Origin of the sequence: Glutamicibacter sp. NPDC087661 (genome assembly GCF_044743275.1) — a bacterium.
In the GTDB taxonomy this organism is placed as follows: Bacteria; Actinomycetota; Actinomycetes; order Actinomycetales; family Micrococcaceae; genus Glutamicibacter.
This window is the reverse complement of record NZ_JBIUWE010000001.1, coordinates 928,284-945,072: the sequence shown is the minus strand read 5'-3', so window position 1 is coordinate 945,072 and position 16,789 is coordinate 928,284. Positions and strand designations below refer to the sequence as shown.

Here is a 16,789-nt window from a genome sequence, read left to right as displayed (position 1 = left end):
CTAATTCCAGGTTAAAAAGAAGCCGGATGGAACGCATTCAAGCGTTCCATCCGGCGTTACGAAGCTGCGTGAACCTACTTGGCTTCGGTCTCTTCGGCCTTCTTCTTCTCAGGCTTGAAGTCGATGCCGGCTTCCTTGCGCTGCTGCGGGGTGATTGGCGCAGGAGCCGCGGTCAGCGGATCGAAACCGCCACCGGTCTTCGGGAAGGCGATGACGTCGCGGATGGACTCCGAGTTGGTCAGCAGCTGCAGCACGCGGTCCCAACCCAGGGCGATGCCGCCATGCGGTGGCGCGCCGTACTTGAAGCCCTCGAGCAGGAAGCCGAACTGGGTGTCAGCCTGCTCCTGGGTTACGCCCATGAGCTTGAAGACGCGTTCCTGGACGTCGCGCTGGTGGATACGGATCGAACCGCCTCCGATTTCGTTGCCGTTGCAGACAATGTCGTAGGCGTAGGACAGGGCCGATGCAGGATCGGTGTCGAAGGTGTCCATGAACTCCGGCTTGGGGCTGGTGAACGCGTGGTGCACAGCAGTCCAAGCGCCAGCGCCCACGGCTACGTCGCCCGAGGCGACAGCGTCGGAGGCAGCTTCGAACATCGGTGCGTCGACGATCCAGACGAAGGCCCAGTCGCCTTCCTTGATCAGTCCGGTGCGGTGGCCGATCTCGACACGGACCGAACCGAGCAGTGCGCGGGATTCGTTCTTCTTGCCGGCGGAGAAGAAGATGCAGTCTCCGGCGGCTGCGCCGGTAGCTGCGGCCAGTCCGGCCTTCTCTTCGTCGGACAGGTTCTTGGCCACTGGGCCAGCCAGCTCGCCATCTTCCTTGATCAGCACGTAGGCAAGGCCCTTGGCACCGCGCTGCTTGGCGAATTCCTGCCAGGCATCCAGGGTGCGGCGCGGCTGCGATGCGCCGCCAGGCATGACCACGGCGCCGACGTACTCGGACTGGAAGACCTTGAAGGAGGTGTTCGCGAAGTACTCGGTCATTTCGGTCAGTTCCAGGCCGAAGCGCAGGTCCGGCTTGTCCGAACCGTACTTGGCCATGGCCTCCGAGTACGCCATGCGGCGGATCGGGGTCGGGACCTGCACGTCGATCAGGTTCCACAGTTCGGTGACCAGCTTTTCGCCGAGCTCGATGATGTCATCTTCCTCGACGAACGATGCTTCGATGTCCAGCTGGGTGAACTCCGGCTGGCGGTCCGCGCGGAAGTCCTCATCGCGGTAGCAGCGGGCGATCTGGTAGTACTTCTCGAAGCCGCCGACCTGCAGCAGCTGCTTGAACAGCTGCGGGGACTGGGGCAAGGCGTACCAGCTGCCCGGGGTCAGTCGGGCCGGCACGACGAAGTCGCGGGCGCCTTCCGGGGTGGAGCGGGTCAGCGTCGGGGTTTCGATCTCGATGTAGCCCTGGTCGTGCAGCAGGTTGCGTGCCACGCGGTTGGCCTCGGAGCGCAGGCGGATGTTGCGGGCCGGGGTCGGGCGGCGCAGGTCCAGGTAGCGGTGGCGCAGGCGCGCTTCCTCGCCGACCTCGACGTGCTCGTCGACCTGGAATGGCAGCGGGGCCGCGGTGTTCAGCACGGTCACGGTCTCAGCGATGACCTCGATCTGCCCGGTAGGCAGATTCGGGTTCTCGTTGCCCTCCGGGCGGCGCTCGACGGTGCCGAGAATCTGCAGCACGAACTCATTGCGCAGCGGATGGAAGTCCTCTTCATCGCGCACGACGACCTGGGCCACGCCCGAAGCATCACGCAAATCCAGGAAGGCGACACCACCGTGGTCGCGGCGACGCGCGACCCAACCGGTGAGTGTGACCTGCTGTCCAATGTGCTCGGCGTTCAAGACGCCCAGCTGATGAGTGCGTAGCACTACGATCCTTTCGGTCGGTTGGGAAAGTTTCTTCCCATGAAGTTTAGTGCACCGTGATTGGTGCGCGGGCGGGCGATGGAGCCCGAGAACTAGCTGATGGCGATCTTCAGGTCCGCTTCGGCCGGCATCCAGGTGGACGGATCCGCGGCGACCTGCTCGCCGGAACGGATGTCCTTGACCTCGTGGGCGCCATCGGCATGGGTGAACCAGACGAACGGAATCCCGCGTCGATCAGCGAATTTGATCTGCTTGCCGAACTTCTCCGCGCTGGCTGCTACCTCGCAGGCGATGCCGCGCTCGCGCAGCTGCGAGGCTACATCCTGCGCTTCGTGCCAGGACTCGTCGTTGGCCAAGGTGACATATACCACCGAAGGCACCGAACGGCTTGCGGTCACGGACTCTTCTGCAAGGATGCGCGAGACCAGGCGGGTGACGCCGATGGACAAGCCCACACCCGGGTAGTTCTTCTTGCCCTTGGAAGCCAGCGATTCGTAGCGCCCGCCCGAGCAGATCGAACCCAGGGATTCGTGGCCCACCAGCACGGTTTCGTACACGGTGCCGGTGTAGTAGTCCAGCCCGCGGGCGATGGACAAATCGGCCATGACCTTGCCCGGTGCGCGCTTGGATGCGGCATCGATGACCTGCGAGAGCTCATCCAAGCCGGTATCCAGCAGTTCGTGGCTGACGCCCAGTGCGCGGACCTGCTCCACGAAGGACGTGTCCATGGTGCGGATCTTGGCCAGGGCCAGGGCGGCGGCGGCCTGCTGCGCGGTGGCGCCGACTTCTTCGACCAGGATCTTGGCGACGGCATCATCGCCGATCTTTTCCAGCTTGTCGATGGCGCGCAGGACTGCATCCGGATCTTCCAGGCCCAGGCCGCGGTAGAAGCCCTCGGCCAGCTTGCGGTTATTCACCCGCAGGCGGAAATCACCGATCGGCAGGGCGGAGAGCGCGTCGGCAATGGTCAGCGCCAGCTCCACGTCGTAGCTGAAGGGCAAGGTGCCATCGCCCACGACATCGATGTCGGCCTGGGTGAATTCGCGGAAGCGGCCATCCTGCGGGCGTTCGCCACGCCAGACCTTCTGCATCTGGTAGCGGCGGAAGGGGAAGGCCAGGTGGCCTGCATTCTCCACCACGTAGCGTGCGAAAGGCACGGTGAGGTCGAAGTGCAGGGCCAACGCGTTGGGATCGTTCTTCTCATCCTCCGCGGCCAGCCGTGACAGTCCGTAGACTTCCTTGTCGATTTCGCCCTTGCGCAGAAGTTGCGCTCGGGTTTCCACCGCACGGGTCTCGATGTTGGCGAATCCATGCAGTTCGAAGACGTGGCGCAAGGTATCGAGCACATGCTGTTCAACTGCCCGTTCGGCGGGAAGCCATTCCGGGAAACCTGATAGTGAGGCCTTGCGTGCCATGAAACTCCTTAGTGCAAATTGGGCTACCTACCCATCTTATAGCCCGAAACCCGAGAAACCTGTGCACGTCGGCTTACTAAGAAGCGGAGGTCACAGGTAGAGTTGGCTAAAGCAAGTGCTCGTAAAGTGAAAGAGTTTCAGCGGTGACCACCAGTCAGCAATCCGACGACAGCCAGAAGACCCCATTGCCACAGGCCCAGAAGCCTGCCGCAAAGCCGGTTGTAGCGCCAAGCGTCGCACATACCACTCCCCTCGACGAAGCGGCAAAGTTCGCCCGTGTGACCGAGGACGGCCACGTCTTCGTGATCATTGACGGCGCCGAATTCCCAGTGGGCCAATACCCCGACGCAACCCAGGACGAAGCCCTGGGCTACTTCGTGCGCAAATACGACGACGCGCTCTCGCAGCTGATGCTCCTGGAGCAGCGCGTCGTTGCCAAGGCCCCGGCCGGCGAGCTCAGCAAGGCTGTGCAGGCGCTCTCGGACACCGTTGCCGAACGCCATATGGTCGGCGACATCCCGGCGCTGGAAACGCGCCTCGAGAATGCCCGCGTAGCCGTCGAGGCATTGACCAGCGAACAGCGCAAGGCCAACGACGAAGCTCGCGCGGAACAGCTCGCTGCCCGCGAAGCCATCGTCGAACAGGCTGAAGAGCTGGCCGGCAAGCGCCCGGAGCAGATCCAGTGGAAGACCGCTTCGGCGGCGATGAACGAGCTGTTCGACGCCTGGAAGGGTTCGCAGCGTTCCTCGGTGCGCCTGCCACGGTCCACCGAAGATGCGCTGTGGAAGCGATTCCGCTCCGCCCGCACCACCTTCGACCGCCATCGCCGGGCCTACTTCTCGCAGCTGGATTCGACCAACGCGGCCGCCAAGGAAGTGAAGGAAGAGCTGATCGCTCGCGCCGAGGTGCTGCAGGGGTCCACCGACTGGACCGCTACCGCCGCCGAGTACCGCAAGCTCATGGACGAGTGGAAGAAGTCGCGCCGTGCCTCGCGCAAGGACGACGACCAGCTCTGGAGCCGCTTCCGCGCCGCCCAGGATGTCTTCTTCCAGGCCCGCGCCGCGGCCAACGCCAAGATCGATGAAGAGTACTCCCAGAACCTCGTGGTGAAGGAAGCCCTGCTGGAAGAAGCGCGCGCGCTGCTTCCCATCAAGGATCTGGCTGTTGCCAAGAACAAGCTGGATTCGATCCGCACCCGTTGGGAAGCTGCCGGCAAGGTGCCGCGCAACGACCTGCAGCGCATTGAATCGGCCCTGCGCCAGGTCGAGGACGCGGTCAAGGGTGCCGAGGACGAGCAGTGGCGCCGTTCCAACCCGGAGACCAAGGCCCGCTCCAACTCGATGCTCTCGCAGCTGCAGGACACCATCTCCGCCTTGGAAGATGATCTGGCAGCAGCACAGGCCAAGGGCAACGCCAAGCAGATCGCGACAGCCCAGGAAGCCCTGGATGCACGCCGCATGTGGCTGAGCACCTTGGAGAAGTCGGCTGCCGACTTCCAGTAAGTAATCCACAGATCGCTTGCACACCGCCAACGCGGCGGCGCGAACTGGTTCAGTAGCTCTATGGAAACGAGAAATTCCCCAGCTACCGGACCTCGCGCCGCCGCGTTGCGCATTCCCGGGGACCTGTGGATCGCTGGTGAGATGTTCACCCGCAACGAGCTGCACGCCATGGCCCACAACGGCCTGCTGATCGAGGTCCTCGGTGATTATTTTTTGCCCAGCAGCATCCGAGTCAACGCGTCGGTGCGGGCACGGATTGCAGGTTTCGCCTGTGGCCGCGAGCTGGCCCGCGATGCGGTGCTAGCTCGCCAAACTGCAGCCTGGATCCATGGGCTCTTGCCGTCAGTGTCCACATTGTGCATCTACACCAAGAGCTACCATCGGCCGTTCTACCCCGGGCACGGGCTGAGGGCGGAATTCGCCCAAATGCAGGTGCCGGATACGGACATGGTGTTCCGCAGCCGCATCAGGGTGGCCACCGCATTGCGCAGCGCCTGCGACTGCGCGAAATACGATCCATTGCCCATTGCCAGCCGCGTTCTGGGCACAGTCGCGGCGCTGGCAGATCCCTACCTGACTTTGGACGCCATCAAACAAGCCCTGGCATCTGAGGTTCCCTCACCCGAGCGCTCCCGAGCCCTGCGCCTGGTCCAGTCCTTCTCCGATACGGCGCAAGCGGCCTAGGTTGCCGCCGCGGGGTGCACCGCGCTATTAGCGGCGGGACCCTGCGGTGGTGCGGTAGACATCGTAGACGCCATCGATGCGGCGTACTTGGTTCAGCACGTGGCTCAGGAACTTGGGATCGCCCATTTCGAAGGAGAAACGGGAGATTGCCACACGGTCCTTGCTTGTCTGCACACTGGCCGAAAGGATGTTCAAGTGGCTTTCGGAGAGTATCCGGGTGACGTCGGAGAGCAGCGACTTGCGGTCCAATGCTTCGACCTGGATCTCCACCAGGAACACGCCATGGTGCTTGGTGGCCCACGTGACATTGACCAGTCGATCCGGCTGCTCGGCGAGCTGCGTCAGATTCAGGCAGTCGGTGCGGTGCACCGAGACTCCGGCGCCACGGGTTACGAAACCCTGGATTTCATCTGGCGGCACCGGGGTGCAGCAACGCGCCAGCTTCACCAGCACATCCCCCAGGCCCTCGACGATCACGCCGGCGTCGTTGCCCGTAGCCGGGCTGGGAGCCATTGGGCGGACTACCGCTTCCTCATCGACCTGTTCGGCTTCTGGAGGGCCAATCAGGGCCGTTAAATGCTCAATGACGTTCTGTGCACTGGTATGGCCGTCGCCCACGGACTGGTACAGGGCCGAAATGTCCGTGTGGTGCAGTTCGTTGGCTACCGCCGTGAGCAGGTCGTGAGTCATCAATTTCTGCAATGGCAGCTGGTTGCGACGCAGTTCCTTGGTCAGCAGCTCCTTGCCCTTTTCGATGGCCTCCTCGCGGCGTTCCTTGGAGAAGTAACCGCGGATCTTTGCCTTGGCACGAGGCGAGCGGACAAAGTTCTGCCAATCCTGGGATGGGCCAGCGCCTTCGGCCTTCGAGGTGAAGACCTCCACCACATCGCCCTGCTTGAGCTCGGTATGCAGTGGGACGAGCTTGCCATTGACGCGGGAGCCGATGGTGCGGTGGCCGACGTCGGTGTGGATCGAGTAGGCGAAATCCACCGGTGTGGCACCAACCGGCAAGGACATGATGTCGCCCTTGGGGGTGAACACATAGACTTCAGCGGAGCTGATCGTGTAGCGAAGGCCGTCCAGGAACTCCTCGGAGTCGGCGGTATCCGCCTGCCACTCCATCAAGGAACGCAGCCAATCCATATTCTGTTCCGGCGAAAGCATGGAGTTATCGGTCTGCCCATGCTTGTACTGGAAGTGCGCTGCTACACCGTATTCGGCGCGTACGTGCATATCGTGGGTGCGGATCTGGATCTCTACCGGCTTGCCTTCAGGACCCATCACCGTGGTGTGCAGCGACTGGTAGAGGTTCAGCTTCGGGATCGCAATATAGTCCTTGAAGCGGTTAGGCAGTGGATTCCACTCCGCATGCACGACGCCCAGGGCGCCGTAGCAGTCCTTGACGGTATCCACCAGGATGCGCACGCCCATGAGGTCATGGATATCGTCGAAGTCCTTGCCGCGCACGATCATCTTCTGGTAGATCGAGTAGTAGTGCTTGGGCCGGCCGGACACCGAGGCATGGATGGCGACATCGCCGAGATCGCCCGAAAGGGTCTGGCGGATCGAGGAGAGGTACTTTTCACGTTCCGGAGTGCGATCGCCCACCATGCGGACGATCTCCTGGTAGACCTTCGGGTGCAAGGCAGCGAAGGACAGGTCCTCCAGCTCCCACTTGACGGTGTTCATGCCCAGACGGTGTGCCAGCGGTGCGAAGATCTCCAGGGTTTCCTTCGCCTTGCGCGAGGAAGATTCCGGGGATACGTAGCGCCAGGTACGGGCATTGTGCAGGCGGTCGGCCAGCTTGATCAGCAGCACGCGGATGTCGCGGGACATGGCCACGACCATTTTGCGCACGGTCTCTGCCGGGGCCGCATCGCCATAGGTGACCTTGTCCAGCTTGGTCACGCCATCGACCAGCATGGCGATTTCCTCGGAGAATTCCTTCTTAACCGACTCCAGGGAGTAATCGGTGTCTTCAACGGTGTCGTGCAGCAAGGCGGCGGCAAGAATCGAGCCGGTCATCCCCATCTCCGCCAGGATCGTGGCGACGGCGACCGGGTGCGTTATGTACGGGTCGCCGCTCTTGCGCTTCTGGCCTTCATGGTACTTTTCGGCGACCTCGTAGGCGTGGACCAGCAGGTCCAGATCCGCCTTCGGATGCTTGGACTTGACCGTGCGCAATAGCGGTTCAAGGGTCGGCGATGTGCTCGGGGTGCTCCCCCGGCCAGCAAAGCGCACCAAACGAGAGATAGAGCGTCGTTTCGAATTGTTCAGGTTAGGCGTATTCGCCATGCCCCGCTCCTTCCCGTTGCCGTTGGATTCTTTCCCGAGCCTGCGTGAAGCCCGACGGAATCCAACGGTAGTTCCGGGCCACCAGATCACTGGTAGCCGTGCACTGAAAAAACACCTTCTTTAGTTCAAACGTTATAGCACGTTCGGGCGGTGACAACTAATTACGCATCTTCCCGCTTAAGCGAATTGGTGCCCCCAGCAAATGCTGGGAGCACCAAATTCAGATCTTCGGATCGGTTTAGGCAGCAGCCATCTTCTTATCGTGCGCTACCACGTCGTCGTCCTTGTGGCGGAGCCAATGGAACATTGGCGCCTGCACGAACAAGGTCGACAGGGCCGAGACGATGATACCGACGAACAGCGCCAAGGACAGGTCCTTGAGCGTACCGGCACCCAGCAGGTAGGAACCGATGAATAGGATCGCGGCCACTGGAAGCACGGCAACGACCGAGGTGTTGATCGAGCGAACCAGGGTCTGGTTCACAGCGAGGTTCACCAGCTGCTCGAAGGTGCGCTTGGACTGCTGGGTGTAGTCCTTGGTGTTTTCGCGGACCTTGTCGAAAACCACCACGGTGTCATACAGCGAGTAGCTCAGAATGGTCAGGAAGCCGATGATCGCGCTGGGCGTGATTTCGAAACCGGACAGCGAGTAGATGCCCGCAGTCACGATCACCACGGTAATCAGTCCGACGATCGCTGCCAGCGACATCTTCCAGGTTCGGAAGTAGGCAGCCATCAGCAAGCCCACCAGGACCACGAAGACTACCAAGCCAACCAGTGCCTGGCGCGAAACGTCTTCACCCCAGGTTGGGCCGATGAAGTTACTGGTAACTTCATCGCTGGAGACGCCGTAGTTCTCCGCGAGCTGGCCGGCGATGGCCAAGGTCTGGTCATCGCTCAAACGCTCAGTCTGCACGCGCATGGTGCCCGGAGCAATGTTGGTGACCGTTGCCTCGGAACCCGAAGCCACCGAGCTAACAGTTTTTTCACCAATCGAGATATCAGTGTTCTGCACATCCGAAACGGTGAATTCAGAACCACCGCGGAAGTCGATGCCCAGGTTGAAGCCGCCCTTGACCACTGGAAGCAGGATCGACAGCATCACCAGAATACCGGCGATCAGGAACCACAACCGGTACTTGGAGGTGAACGGGTAGGAACGCTTGCCGGTGTAGAGCTCGTTGCCCCAAGTGACTAGCTTATTCATTGTTCTCCTCCTGGGCCTTGGCCTGCGTGCTGGCTGGCTGTTCGGCCTGTGCACGGCGACGCTCGGCAATCGTCATGCGCTTGGCGGCCTCAGCCGAGGCCTTCGCATTCTTCTTGCCGCGGTTTGCCACAACGTTTTCATCGAAGCGGCGAACCTTGCCTGCACCTTGGTACAGCGGCTTGACGCCAAGCAACGATGGATCCATGCCCGAGAGCGGGTGGCCGTTGGCGAAGAACTTGGTGCGTGCCAGCAGGACCAAGGTTGGATGGGTCAGTCCGTACACGACCACGAGGTCAACGATTGCGGTCAGGCCCAAGGTGAAGGCAAAGCCTCGCACGTTGCCCACGGCAACGATGTAGAGCACTACTGCAGCCAACACGTTCACGGCCTTGGAGGCCAGAATGGTGCGCTTGGCACGCTTCCAGCCGATGTCCACGGCGCTTGCCAATGGCCGGCCTTCGCGCAGCTCATCTCGAACACGCTCGAAGTACACGATGAACGAGTCCGCGATCAGGCCGATCGCTACGATCAAGCCAGCCACGCCCGCCAGCGACAGGCGGTAGTTCATGCCCCAGCCAAGCAGGACCAGGCAGAGGTAGGTCAGCACACCGGCGACGAGCAGCGAAGCGATGGTCACCAAGCCCAGGGCGCGGTACTGGAACAGCGAGTAGATGAATACCAGGACCAGGCCGATAACACCGGCAATGAGGCCCGCGGTCAGCTGGTCAGCACCCAGCGTTGCAGAAACCTGGCGCTCTGACTGGATGTCGAAGCTGATTGGCAGTGCGCCGTACTTCAGCTGCTCGGCCAGCGCCTGCGAGGTGTCCTGGGTGAAGCCACCGGAAATCTGCGGACGGCCATCGGAGATCACCGCATTGGTGGTTGGCGCCGAGATGGTTTCGCCATCAAGCACGATCGCGAACTGGTTCTGCGAACCCTGCAGGGCAATCAGACGCTGCGTGGTGTCGGCGAAGATCTTGGTGCCTTCGGCATTGAACTCGATCACGACAACCCATTCGCCGGTGACCGAACCGTTGACGCCGCGAGCGAGCTGCGCGTATGCGTCCTTGATCTTGTCGCCGGAGATTTCCTGTGGGCCAAGGATGTACTTGACGCCCATGTCCGTATCGCAGGAGATCATTGGCTTGGCCGGGTCCGCAGCGTCGCCTCCGCGGTCCTTGAGCTCGGTTTCGCAGTCGTAGCTTTCAAACTCCTGGAAGAGCTCTGCGGTGATCCAGTTGGTGTCCGATGGGTTCTCTGGCTTGCCCTCAGGCTTTGGCAGGTCTTCCTTGGGAGTGCGATCTTCCTCAGGGGTGGCTGCGTAGCTGCCGGTGATCAGCACCGGGCGGAACTCCATGTTGGCCGAGGCCTGGATCAAATCGCGAGTGGTCTGGTCCGGGGTGCCGGGCATCGAGACCACAACGTTGCGACCGGACTGGGTGGTGATTTCCGATTCGGTAACACCGGAACCGTCCACACGCTGGCGGATGATCTCAACCGCTTGGTCCAGTTGTTCTTGGTTGATTGCTTCGTCGCCCTGGACCCGAGGGGCCAGGATCATCTCGGTACCGCCTTCGAGGTCGAGGGCGAGCTTCGGTCCCCATCCGGTTTTACCGTTCGCTGCACCGGCTACCAACACGCCGGTTGCGATGATGAAGACGATCAGCAACCATAGCAACGCCTTGCGCGCCTGCTTAACAGGTCTGATTGATGACATCTATTGTGCTTTCTGGTTTGGGTGGCTTAGCCTTCAGGCCACCGCTATGCTGCCCGGGACTTAGGCGTTGCGCTCGTCCTTGCCCTCATCGTTCAGGCGACGCAGGGACTCTTCCGGGGTTTCGGTGGTGCTGGCGGATTCTGCAGCGCCGTCGGCCACGGCCGGGGTTGCTGCATCCTTGTCCAGGAAGGTGGCAATGGCCTGGCGGTGCAGGTTCAGCACTACGCCCGGTGCGACCTCGACCTGGACGCGATCCTCTGCGTCAACGCCGACGACGGTGCCGAAGATACCCGAGTTGGTCATCACCTTGGCGCCTGGCACGGTGTTGTTCTTCAGCTTCTCCTGCTGGGCGGACTGCTTCTTGCGGCCACGGAACATCATGAAGATCAGCACTGCGAACAGCGCGACCATCAGGATCAGCGAAGGGTTGAAGCCGCCACCAGCGGCCTGAGCGATTACGAGGGGATTCACGTATTTACCTGCTAACGAATTGTTGCGATTTGATCTGAAGTTCTGGGATGCTGTTGCGGCTATTTCTGGCGTAATACAGCAAAGACGCCCTACCTCGCCCCGAAACGGGCATAGGTCGGGCGTCTTTAGTCTAATGCGTCACGGTGAACCGGCAGACCATTTACGCGGGCAGTGAAGTAATGCTTGCCTAATCCTCATCGTTTTCATAGCTTTGCGCACTGGCGAAGATCGCATCCTTTGGCATCGCCAAGCCCAGATGCGCCCAGGCCCCGGGCATGGCAATACGACCGCGCGGGGTCCGGCCCATCAGCCCTTCACGCACCAGGTATGGCTCTGCGACGGTCTCGACGGTTTCGGTTTCTTCACCCACGGCGATGGCCAGGGTCGATAGCCCCACCGGTCCCCCGCCGAATTTGGTGCACAAGGCTTCGAGCACACCCCGGTCCAGGCGATCAAGGCCACGTGCATCGACCTCGTACATGTCCAAGGCGGCCTCGGCCGCCTTGGCATCGATCTCTTCGAGCTTATGCACCAGCGCCCAGTCACGCACGCGGCGCAGCAGGCGGTTGGCGATACGGGGCGTACCGCGGGAGCGTCCGGCGATCTCGGTGAACGCGGCCGAAGTGACGCTCAGATCAAGCATCATGGCCGAACGGCGCAAAACCAGTTCAAGCTCCTTGACCGCGTAGAACTCCAGATGGCCAGTGAAGCCGAAGCGGTCACGCAACGGGCCGGGCAATAGTCCGGCGCGCGTGGTTGCGCCAACGAGGGTGAAGGGCGGAAGCTCCAGCGGAATGGCCGTGGCGCCGGCGCCCTTTCCGACGATGATATCTACGCGGAAGTCTTCCATGGCCATGTAGAGCATTTCCTCGGCCGGCCGGGACATGCGGTGGATTTCATCGAGGAACAGCACCTCGCCTTCGGTCAACGACGAGAGGATCGCGGCCAAGTCACCGGCATGCTGGATCGCTGGGCCGGAGGAAATGCGCAATGGCGCGTTCATCTCGGCGGCGATAATCATCGACAAGGTGGTCTTGCCCAGGCCCGGCGGGCCAGAGAGCAGAACGTGGTCCGCGGTGCGTTCGCGGATTTTCGCTGCTTCAAGCACCAGCGAGAGCTGCTGGCGCACTCGGGACTGGCCCACGAAGTCGTCGAGGTTCCGCGGGCGCAGGGCCGCTTCGATTACCCGTTCCTCGGGTTCGCTGCCGGCATTCGTGAGCCCGGTGGAGTCATTCATGATCAGTTGATCCTCTCGCAGACCGCTTAGGCGCGGGTTCCGCTGGACATGCTGCGCAGTGCAGCACGCAAGATTTCTGCGACGTTGCCGGTGGCAACGACATCTGGATCAGCCTTGGACAGCGATTTCAGGGTGCTGGTTGCATCCTTTTCGCTCCAGCCCAGGCCGGTCAGCGCCTCGATCACCTGCGGTTCCCAGACGCTCGCGTTGCCGCCGCCGGAAACCGGGGCCACTGGCGCGCCAGTCGGGATCAGCTTGCCGTTCAGTTCCAGCACGATGCGGCTCGCGCCCTTGGGGCCAATGCCCGATACCTTGGTGAAAGCGGCGGTGTCCTTGGTGTTCGCCGCGATGCGGACTTCCTCCGGAGAGTGCACCGCCAAGATGGCCAAGCCTGTGCGCGGCCCGATGCCCGATACGGAAACCAGGACCTCGAAGACATCGCGTTCCTCAGCGGTGGCGAAGCCGAAGAGGGTCATCGAATCCTCGCGGACCACCATGGAGGTGAATACCGTAGCCTCGCGTCCTGCCTGCAGGGTGGACAGCGTCCCGGGGGTGGCATTGACCAGCATCCCGAAGCCGTTAACGTCAATTACCGCGGTGTTCAGGGCTACCGCCTGCACGGTGCCGGTCAATGAGCTGATCATGCCACTCCTTGGGATATATGTTCGATCGAACCCAGTTTATCGAAGATACCTACGAATATCGATCCGCCGCGTTCCCCGGTGGGTCGAGGCCGCTGCCGTGCTGACCGGCTAGCGGCGCACTGCGCGGCGCTTGGCCGACGCCTCAGCGGCAATCCACGCCTGCTGCGCACCGGTCAGCTGCGACGAACCACTGGCATTAGCCGCGGAGGCCGAGGCATTCGAGCCGGTGGCCGCACCGCGCCAACCGTGGGTAATCGCCAAGGCCACCGCATCAGCGGCGTCGGCAGGCTTAGGCGGTTCATCGAGCCGGCAGATCTTGGCAACCATATTGCCGATCGCCGCCTTGGTGGCCTGTCCCGAACCGGTAACCGCCGCCTTGACCTCGGTCGGCGTGTGCAGGGCCACGGGTATTCCGCGTCGCGCTGCCGCGGTGATGACAACACCGGTGACCTGCGCGGTGCCGATGACCGTGGAGACGTTCGCCGAAGCGAACACGCGTTCCAAGGCGAGCACATCGGGCTGATGCAGATCCAGCCATTCGTCGATGGCGTTGGCGATCTTCAAGAGCCGGGCATCGAGCGGAGTGCCCGGAGGGGTGCCGGCGACGGTGACGTCCACCAGCGAAACTTGCCTGTTTGCAGCGACGTCGACCACGGCAAGACCGCAACGGGTCAGGCCGGGATCGACGCCAACAACACGTAAGGCCAAGCCTTACTGCTCTTCGTCCAGCGCGGCGCGAACCTCGTCGGACAGATCAGCGTTGGTGTAGATGCCCTGGACATCATCCAGTTCTTCCAGCGCGTCGTAGAGCTTGAGGAACTTGCGAGCTCCTTCAACGTCCAGGTCGACCTTCATCGATGGAATGAATTCCATTTCGTCGGACTCGTAGGCGATGTCCGCTTCATCCAGCGCAGCGGCCACAGCGCGCAGGTCCGAAGGGTCGCAGACGATGGCGAAGTTCTCGTCCTCGTCCATGATCTCGTCGGCACCGGCGTCCAGCACGACCATCAGCAGGTCGTCTTCGGTCAGCTCGCCCTTGGGCAGGCGGACAACGCCCTGGCGGTTGAACAGGTAGGCGACCGAACCCGGGTCGGCGATGGTGCCGCCGTTGCGGGTGATGCCCACGCGCACCTCGGAGGCTGCACGGTTCTTGTTGTCGGTCAGGCACTCGATCAGCAGGGCCGAGCCCTGCGGGCCGCGTGCTTCATAGATGATCTCGGTGTAGTCGACGACCTCGCCGGTCAGGCCAGCGCCGCGCTTGACGGCGCGGTCGATGTTGTTGATCGGCACGGAGTTCTTCTTGGCCTTGCTGACAGCAAGTTCCAGCGCCGGGTTGCCGGCCATGTCGGCGCCGCCGGCACGGGCGGCAACTTCAATGCCCTTGATGAATTTTGCGAAGGCCTTGGCGCGCTTGGCGTCGATCGCGGCCTTCTTGTGCTTGGTAGTTGCCCATTTGGAGTGGCCTGACATGCTTTAAGCGTCTCCTCGCGTGAGATTGATGAAAAATTGGTGGATAGCGGTGCTGCCGGTGACTTCCGGGTGAAAGCTGGTTGCCAACAATTTTCCCTGGCGTACTGCAACAATTCTACCCTGTTCGTGATCCGTCCCCGCTTGAACGGTGCTGATCACTTGCACGTCCGGGCCAATTTGCACGGCTTCCGGTGCGCGGATGAACACCGCTTCGAGATTTTGCCCGTTGAAGTCCAGCTGGTGCTCGAATGAGTCGATCTGGCGCCCGAACGCGTTGCGCTTGACCGTCATGTCGATGCCGCCGAAGCTTTGCTGTACCGCGCCATCTCGCGAGATTGCAGGGTTCTCGATGCGATCGGCCAGCATGATCATTCCGGCGCAGGAGCCGTAGGCTGGCATGCCTGCTGCGATGCGCTCCTTGATGGGACCAGCTAGCCCGTAGTTGCGGGACAGCCGGTCAATCACCGAGGACTCGCCGCCGGGAATCACCAGCGCGTCAACCTGCTCCAAATCGACGACGGTGCGCACCATGTGCGTGCGCTGCCCGAGCCGTTCCAAAGAGGCCAGATGTTCGCGGAAATCCCCTTGCAGAGCGAGGACGCCTATTTTCGGCATGGTTCTAACCTTCATGGTGTTCATTGGTTGGCAGCACGAAAAATGCGCCGAAATAACGTTAAACCCAGAGACGCCGTGGTCCTGTTTTGTTTCCCGGTGTGTCGCGGATTCTTCGACGCCGCCTCCCGGCAAGTGGTGGAACTTGGTAGGTTCAAGGACATGATTGCTGATATTTCTTCCCTCGAACTTGCCGGTGGCGTGAGCATGCCCTCGATCGGTTTGGGCACGTGGCCCATGCGTGGACAAGAGGCGGCCGCAGCGGTGCTGTCCGCCCTCGACGTGGGCTACCGCCGCATTGATACAGCGGAGAACTACGAGAATGAGGACGCCGTGGGCAAGGCCCTGGCACAGAGCCGGCTTCATCGCGATGAAATTTTCGTAACCACCAAATTCAACAAGCAATGGCATTCGACCCAAGGCGTGCGCCAGGCGTTGGAGAACTCCCTGGACCGCTTGGGTCTTGAGTATGTGGATCTGTTCTTGATCCACTGGCCCAACCCCCAGCAGAACACCTATGTCGAAGCCTTCACTGAGCTGGGCAAACTAGTAGACGAGGGCAAGATCCGGGCTGCGGGAGTCTCGAACTTCAAGCCCTACCAGCTGCAGAACGTCCTGGATTCGGGGCTCGTGCCGGCGCTGAACCAGATCCAGGTTGATCCTGAACGGCAAAGCGTCGATTGGCAAGGTTTCAACACCGAGCATGGCGTTCGGACCGAAGCCTATTCCCCGCTCGGACGCAAGAAATCTGGACTCCTTTCACATCCTGCCCTGGTCCGGATCGCCCAAGCGCATGGGAAGAGCAGCGCGCAGGTGACCTTGCGCTGGCATGTCCAGTCCGGGCGGGCAGCGGCACCGAAATCGGCAGACCAGCGGCGGCAGAGCGAGAACCTGGACATTTTCGACTTCCAGCTCACCCAGGCGGAAATGGCCGCCATCAATGCCATGGATACTGGTGCTGGCCCCTTCACCGATTCGGATGAGTTCGGGCACTGAATTCCCGCAATACCTGCATGCGGCAGAAACGGAGAACCCGAACATGCTTCACGGCTACCAGCGCCCAGATATCTAAGTGGCGGATTACTTCGACGAGCACGGTGCGCTGATCCCCTATGGCCAGCGCTGGGATGAGCAGCCTCCAGCGGAGAGCTATTCGCTGACCTCCCATGTGCAACGCTTTGCCCCGGTGCCGCAGGTAGCCCAGGCGTTGCTGGATTGCCTGCGCGAGCAGTTCGAGGTGCGTTGCTTCGAAGATCCCGGGCTGGCCAGGCAAATGCGGATTCAACCGGGCCATGTGGTGCGCTCTGTTCGCGTATTTCCGATGGATTCGCGCTGCGCGCCACTGGGCATGGTCTTCACCACGTTTCCCGCGGTGCACCTGGAGCTCGGCGCGTTGTACCGCGCGACATTTCCGCCGTGCGGCTGCGATGGATGCGACGAAGTTGTCCCAGAAATCCTTGAGGAACTCGAGATCCAGGTGAGTGCCGCCGCGTCCGGAGGATTCGGCGAGTTCCTGGATCGAGGCATGGACCGCCTCGTGCACTGTTTCGACGTTGACCGGACAGGATTCGGCGAGCAGTCCCGCGGCCTTGAAGACATATCGCCGGCACGGCTAGCCAGAGCACGCGCAATTCTTCCCTCAAGCCGCGTGTGGGCACCTTGGCCATTGCGCTAGG

At 61.9% G+C, this 16,789-nt stretch carries 15 protein-coding genes; 4 read left to right on the top strand and 11 right to left on the bottom strand.

All coding sequences use genetic code 11. The features are described 5' to 3' along the window. Window positions 1–74 precede the first annotated feature (74 nt). Entirely contained in the window at window positions 75–1,862 is a 1,788-nt protein-coding gene (gene aspS, locus ACIOTN_RS04490) for an aspartate--tRNA ligase (RefSeq protein ID WP_105658286.1), read from the bottom strand. Window positions 1,863–1,951: 89 nt separating this feature from the next. Continuing rightward, complete coding sequence (gene hisS / locus ACIOTN_RS04485; RefSeq protein WP_133833328.1) at window positions 1,952–3,274, bottom strand: histidine--tRNA ligase; 1,323 nt, start codon at window positions 3,272–3,274, stop codon at window positions 1,952–1,954. A 143-nt stretch (window positions 3,275–3,417) separates the two neighbouring features. Here hisS and ACIOTN_RS04480 point away from each other — a divergent pair, with 143 nt between their 5' ends. Further along, window positions 3,418–4,776 (top strand): DUF349 domain-containing protein, encoded by a 1,359-nt coding sequence (locus tag ACIOTN_RS04480; RefSeq protein ID WP_105658284.1) that lies wholly within the window; start codon window positions 3,418–3,420, stop codon window positions 4,774–4,776. 60 nt (window positions 4,777–4,836) lie between these two features. Beyond that, on the top strand, window positions 4,837–5,460 hold the full coding sequence (locus ACIOTN_RS04475) for a hypothetical protein (protein WP_133833326.1): 624 nt from the start codon (window positions 4,837–4,839) through the stop codon (window positions 5,458–5,460). A 27-nt stretch (window positions 5,461–5,487) separates the two neighbouring features. On the opposite strand, the gene ACIOTN_RS04470 is transcribed toward ACIOTN_RS04475, so the two are convergent. The 9 genes from ACIOTN_RS04470 to pdxT all read right to left on the bottom strand — a co-directional run bounded on the left by ACIOTN_RS04470 (window position 5,488) and on the right by pdxT (window position 15,116). Next, window positions 5,488–7,755 carry a bifunctional (p)ppGpp synthetase/guanosine-3',5'-bis(diphosphate) 3'-pyrophosphohydrolase gene (locus ACIOTN_RS04470; protein ID WP_105658282.1) on the bottom strand — a complete coding sequence of 756 codons (2,268 nt, stop codon included), beginning with the start codon at window positions 7,753–7,755 and terminating at the stop codon, window positions 5,488–5,490. A 238-nt stretch (window positions 7,756–7,993) separates the two neighbouring features. Beyond that, window positions 7,994–8,962 (bottom strand): protein translocase subunit SecF, encoded by a 969-nt coding sequence (gene secF / locus ACIOTN_RS04465; RefSeq protein ID WP_105658281.1) that lies wholly within the window; start codon window positions 8,960–8,962, stop codon window positions 7,994–7,996. Then, window positions 8,955–10,679: a protein translocase subunit SecD gene (gene secD / locus ACIOTN_RS04460; protein ID WP_402734814.1), complete on the bottom strand. Its 1,725-nt coding sequence runs from the start codon at window positions 10,677–10,679 to the stop codon at window positions 8,955–8,957. Before secD ends, secF begins: the two co-directional genes overlap by 8 nt. Before the next feature lie 60 nt (window positions 10,680–10,739). Then, complete coding sequence (yajC, locus tag ACIOTN_RS04455) at window positions 10,740–11,150, bottom strand: preprotein translocase subunit YajC (RefSeq protein WP_105658279.1); 411 nt, start codon at window positions 11,148–11,150, stop codon at window positions 10,740–10,742. A gap of 187 nt (window positions 11,151–11,337) precedes the next feature. Further along, window positions 11,338–12,387 (bottom strand): Holliday junction branch migration DNA helicase RuvB, encoded by a 1,050-nt coding sequence (ruvB, locus tag ACIOTN_RS04450; RefSeq protein WP_402473234.1) that lies wholly within the window; start codon window positions 12,385–12,387, stop codon window positions 11,338–11,340. Window positions 12,388–12,413: 26 nt separating this feature from the next. Then, window positions 12,414–13,031 carry a Holliday junction branch migration protein RuvA gene (ruvA, locus tag ACIOTN_RS04445; RefSeq protein WP_105661371.1) on the bottom strand — a complete coding sequence of 206 codons (618 nt, stop codon included), beginning with the start codon at window positions 13,029–13,031 and terminating at the stop codon, window positions 12,414–12,416. A gap of 108 nt (window positions 13,032–13,139) precedes the next feature. Further along, a complete protein-coding gene (ruvC, locus tag ACIOTN_RS04440) occupies window positions 13,140–13,739 on the bottom strand; it encodes a crossover junction endodeoxyribonuclease RuvC (protein ID WP_402734813.1) in 600 nt (199 codons plus the stop codon). Window positions 13,740–13,742: 3 nt separating this feature from the next. Next, complete coding sequence (locus ACIOTN_RS04435) at window positions 13,743–14,501, bottom strand: YebC/PmpR family DNA-binding transcriptional regulator (protein WP_105658275.1); 759 nt, start codon at window positions 14,499–14,501, stop codon at window positions 13,743–13,745. A 3-nt stretch (window positions 14,502–14,504) separates the two neighbouring features. Continuing rightward, window positions 14,505–15,116, bottom strand: a complete 612-nt coding sequence (gene pdxT, locus ACIOTN_RS04430; RefSeq protein WP_105661372.1) for a pyridoxal 5'-phosphate synthase glutaminase subunit PdxT — start codon at window positions 15,114–15,116, stop codon at window positions 14,505–14,507. A gap of 159 nt (window positions 15,117–15,275) precedes the next feature. Here pdxT and ACIOTN_RS04425 point away from each other — a divergent pair, with 159 nt between their 5' ends. Both ACIOTN_RS04425 and ACIOTN_RS04420 read left to right on the top strand, forming a co-directional pair. Further along, window positions 15,276–16,109, top strand: a complete 834-nt coding sequence (locus ACIOTN_RS04425; RefSeq protein ID WP_332730706.1) for an aldo/keto reductase — start codon at window positions 15,276–15,278, stop codon at window positions 16,107–16,109. Window positions 16,110–16,185: 76 nt separating this feature from the next. Further along, window positions 16,186–16,788 (top strand): DUF6226 family protein, encoded by a 603-nt coding sequence (locus ACIOTN_RS04420; RefSeq protein ID WP_402734812.1) that lies wholly within the window; start codon window positions 16,186–16,188, stop codon window positions 16,786–16,788. Window position 16,789: the final 1 nt, after the last annotated feature.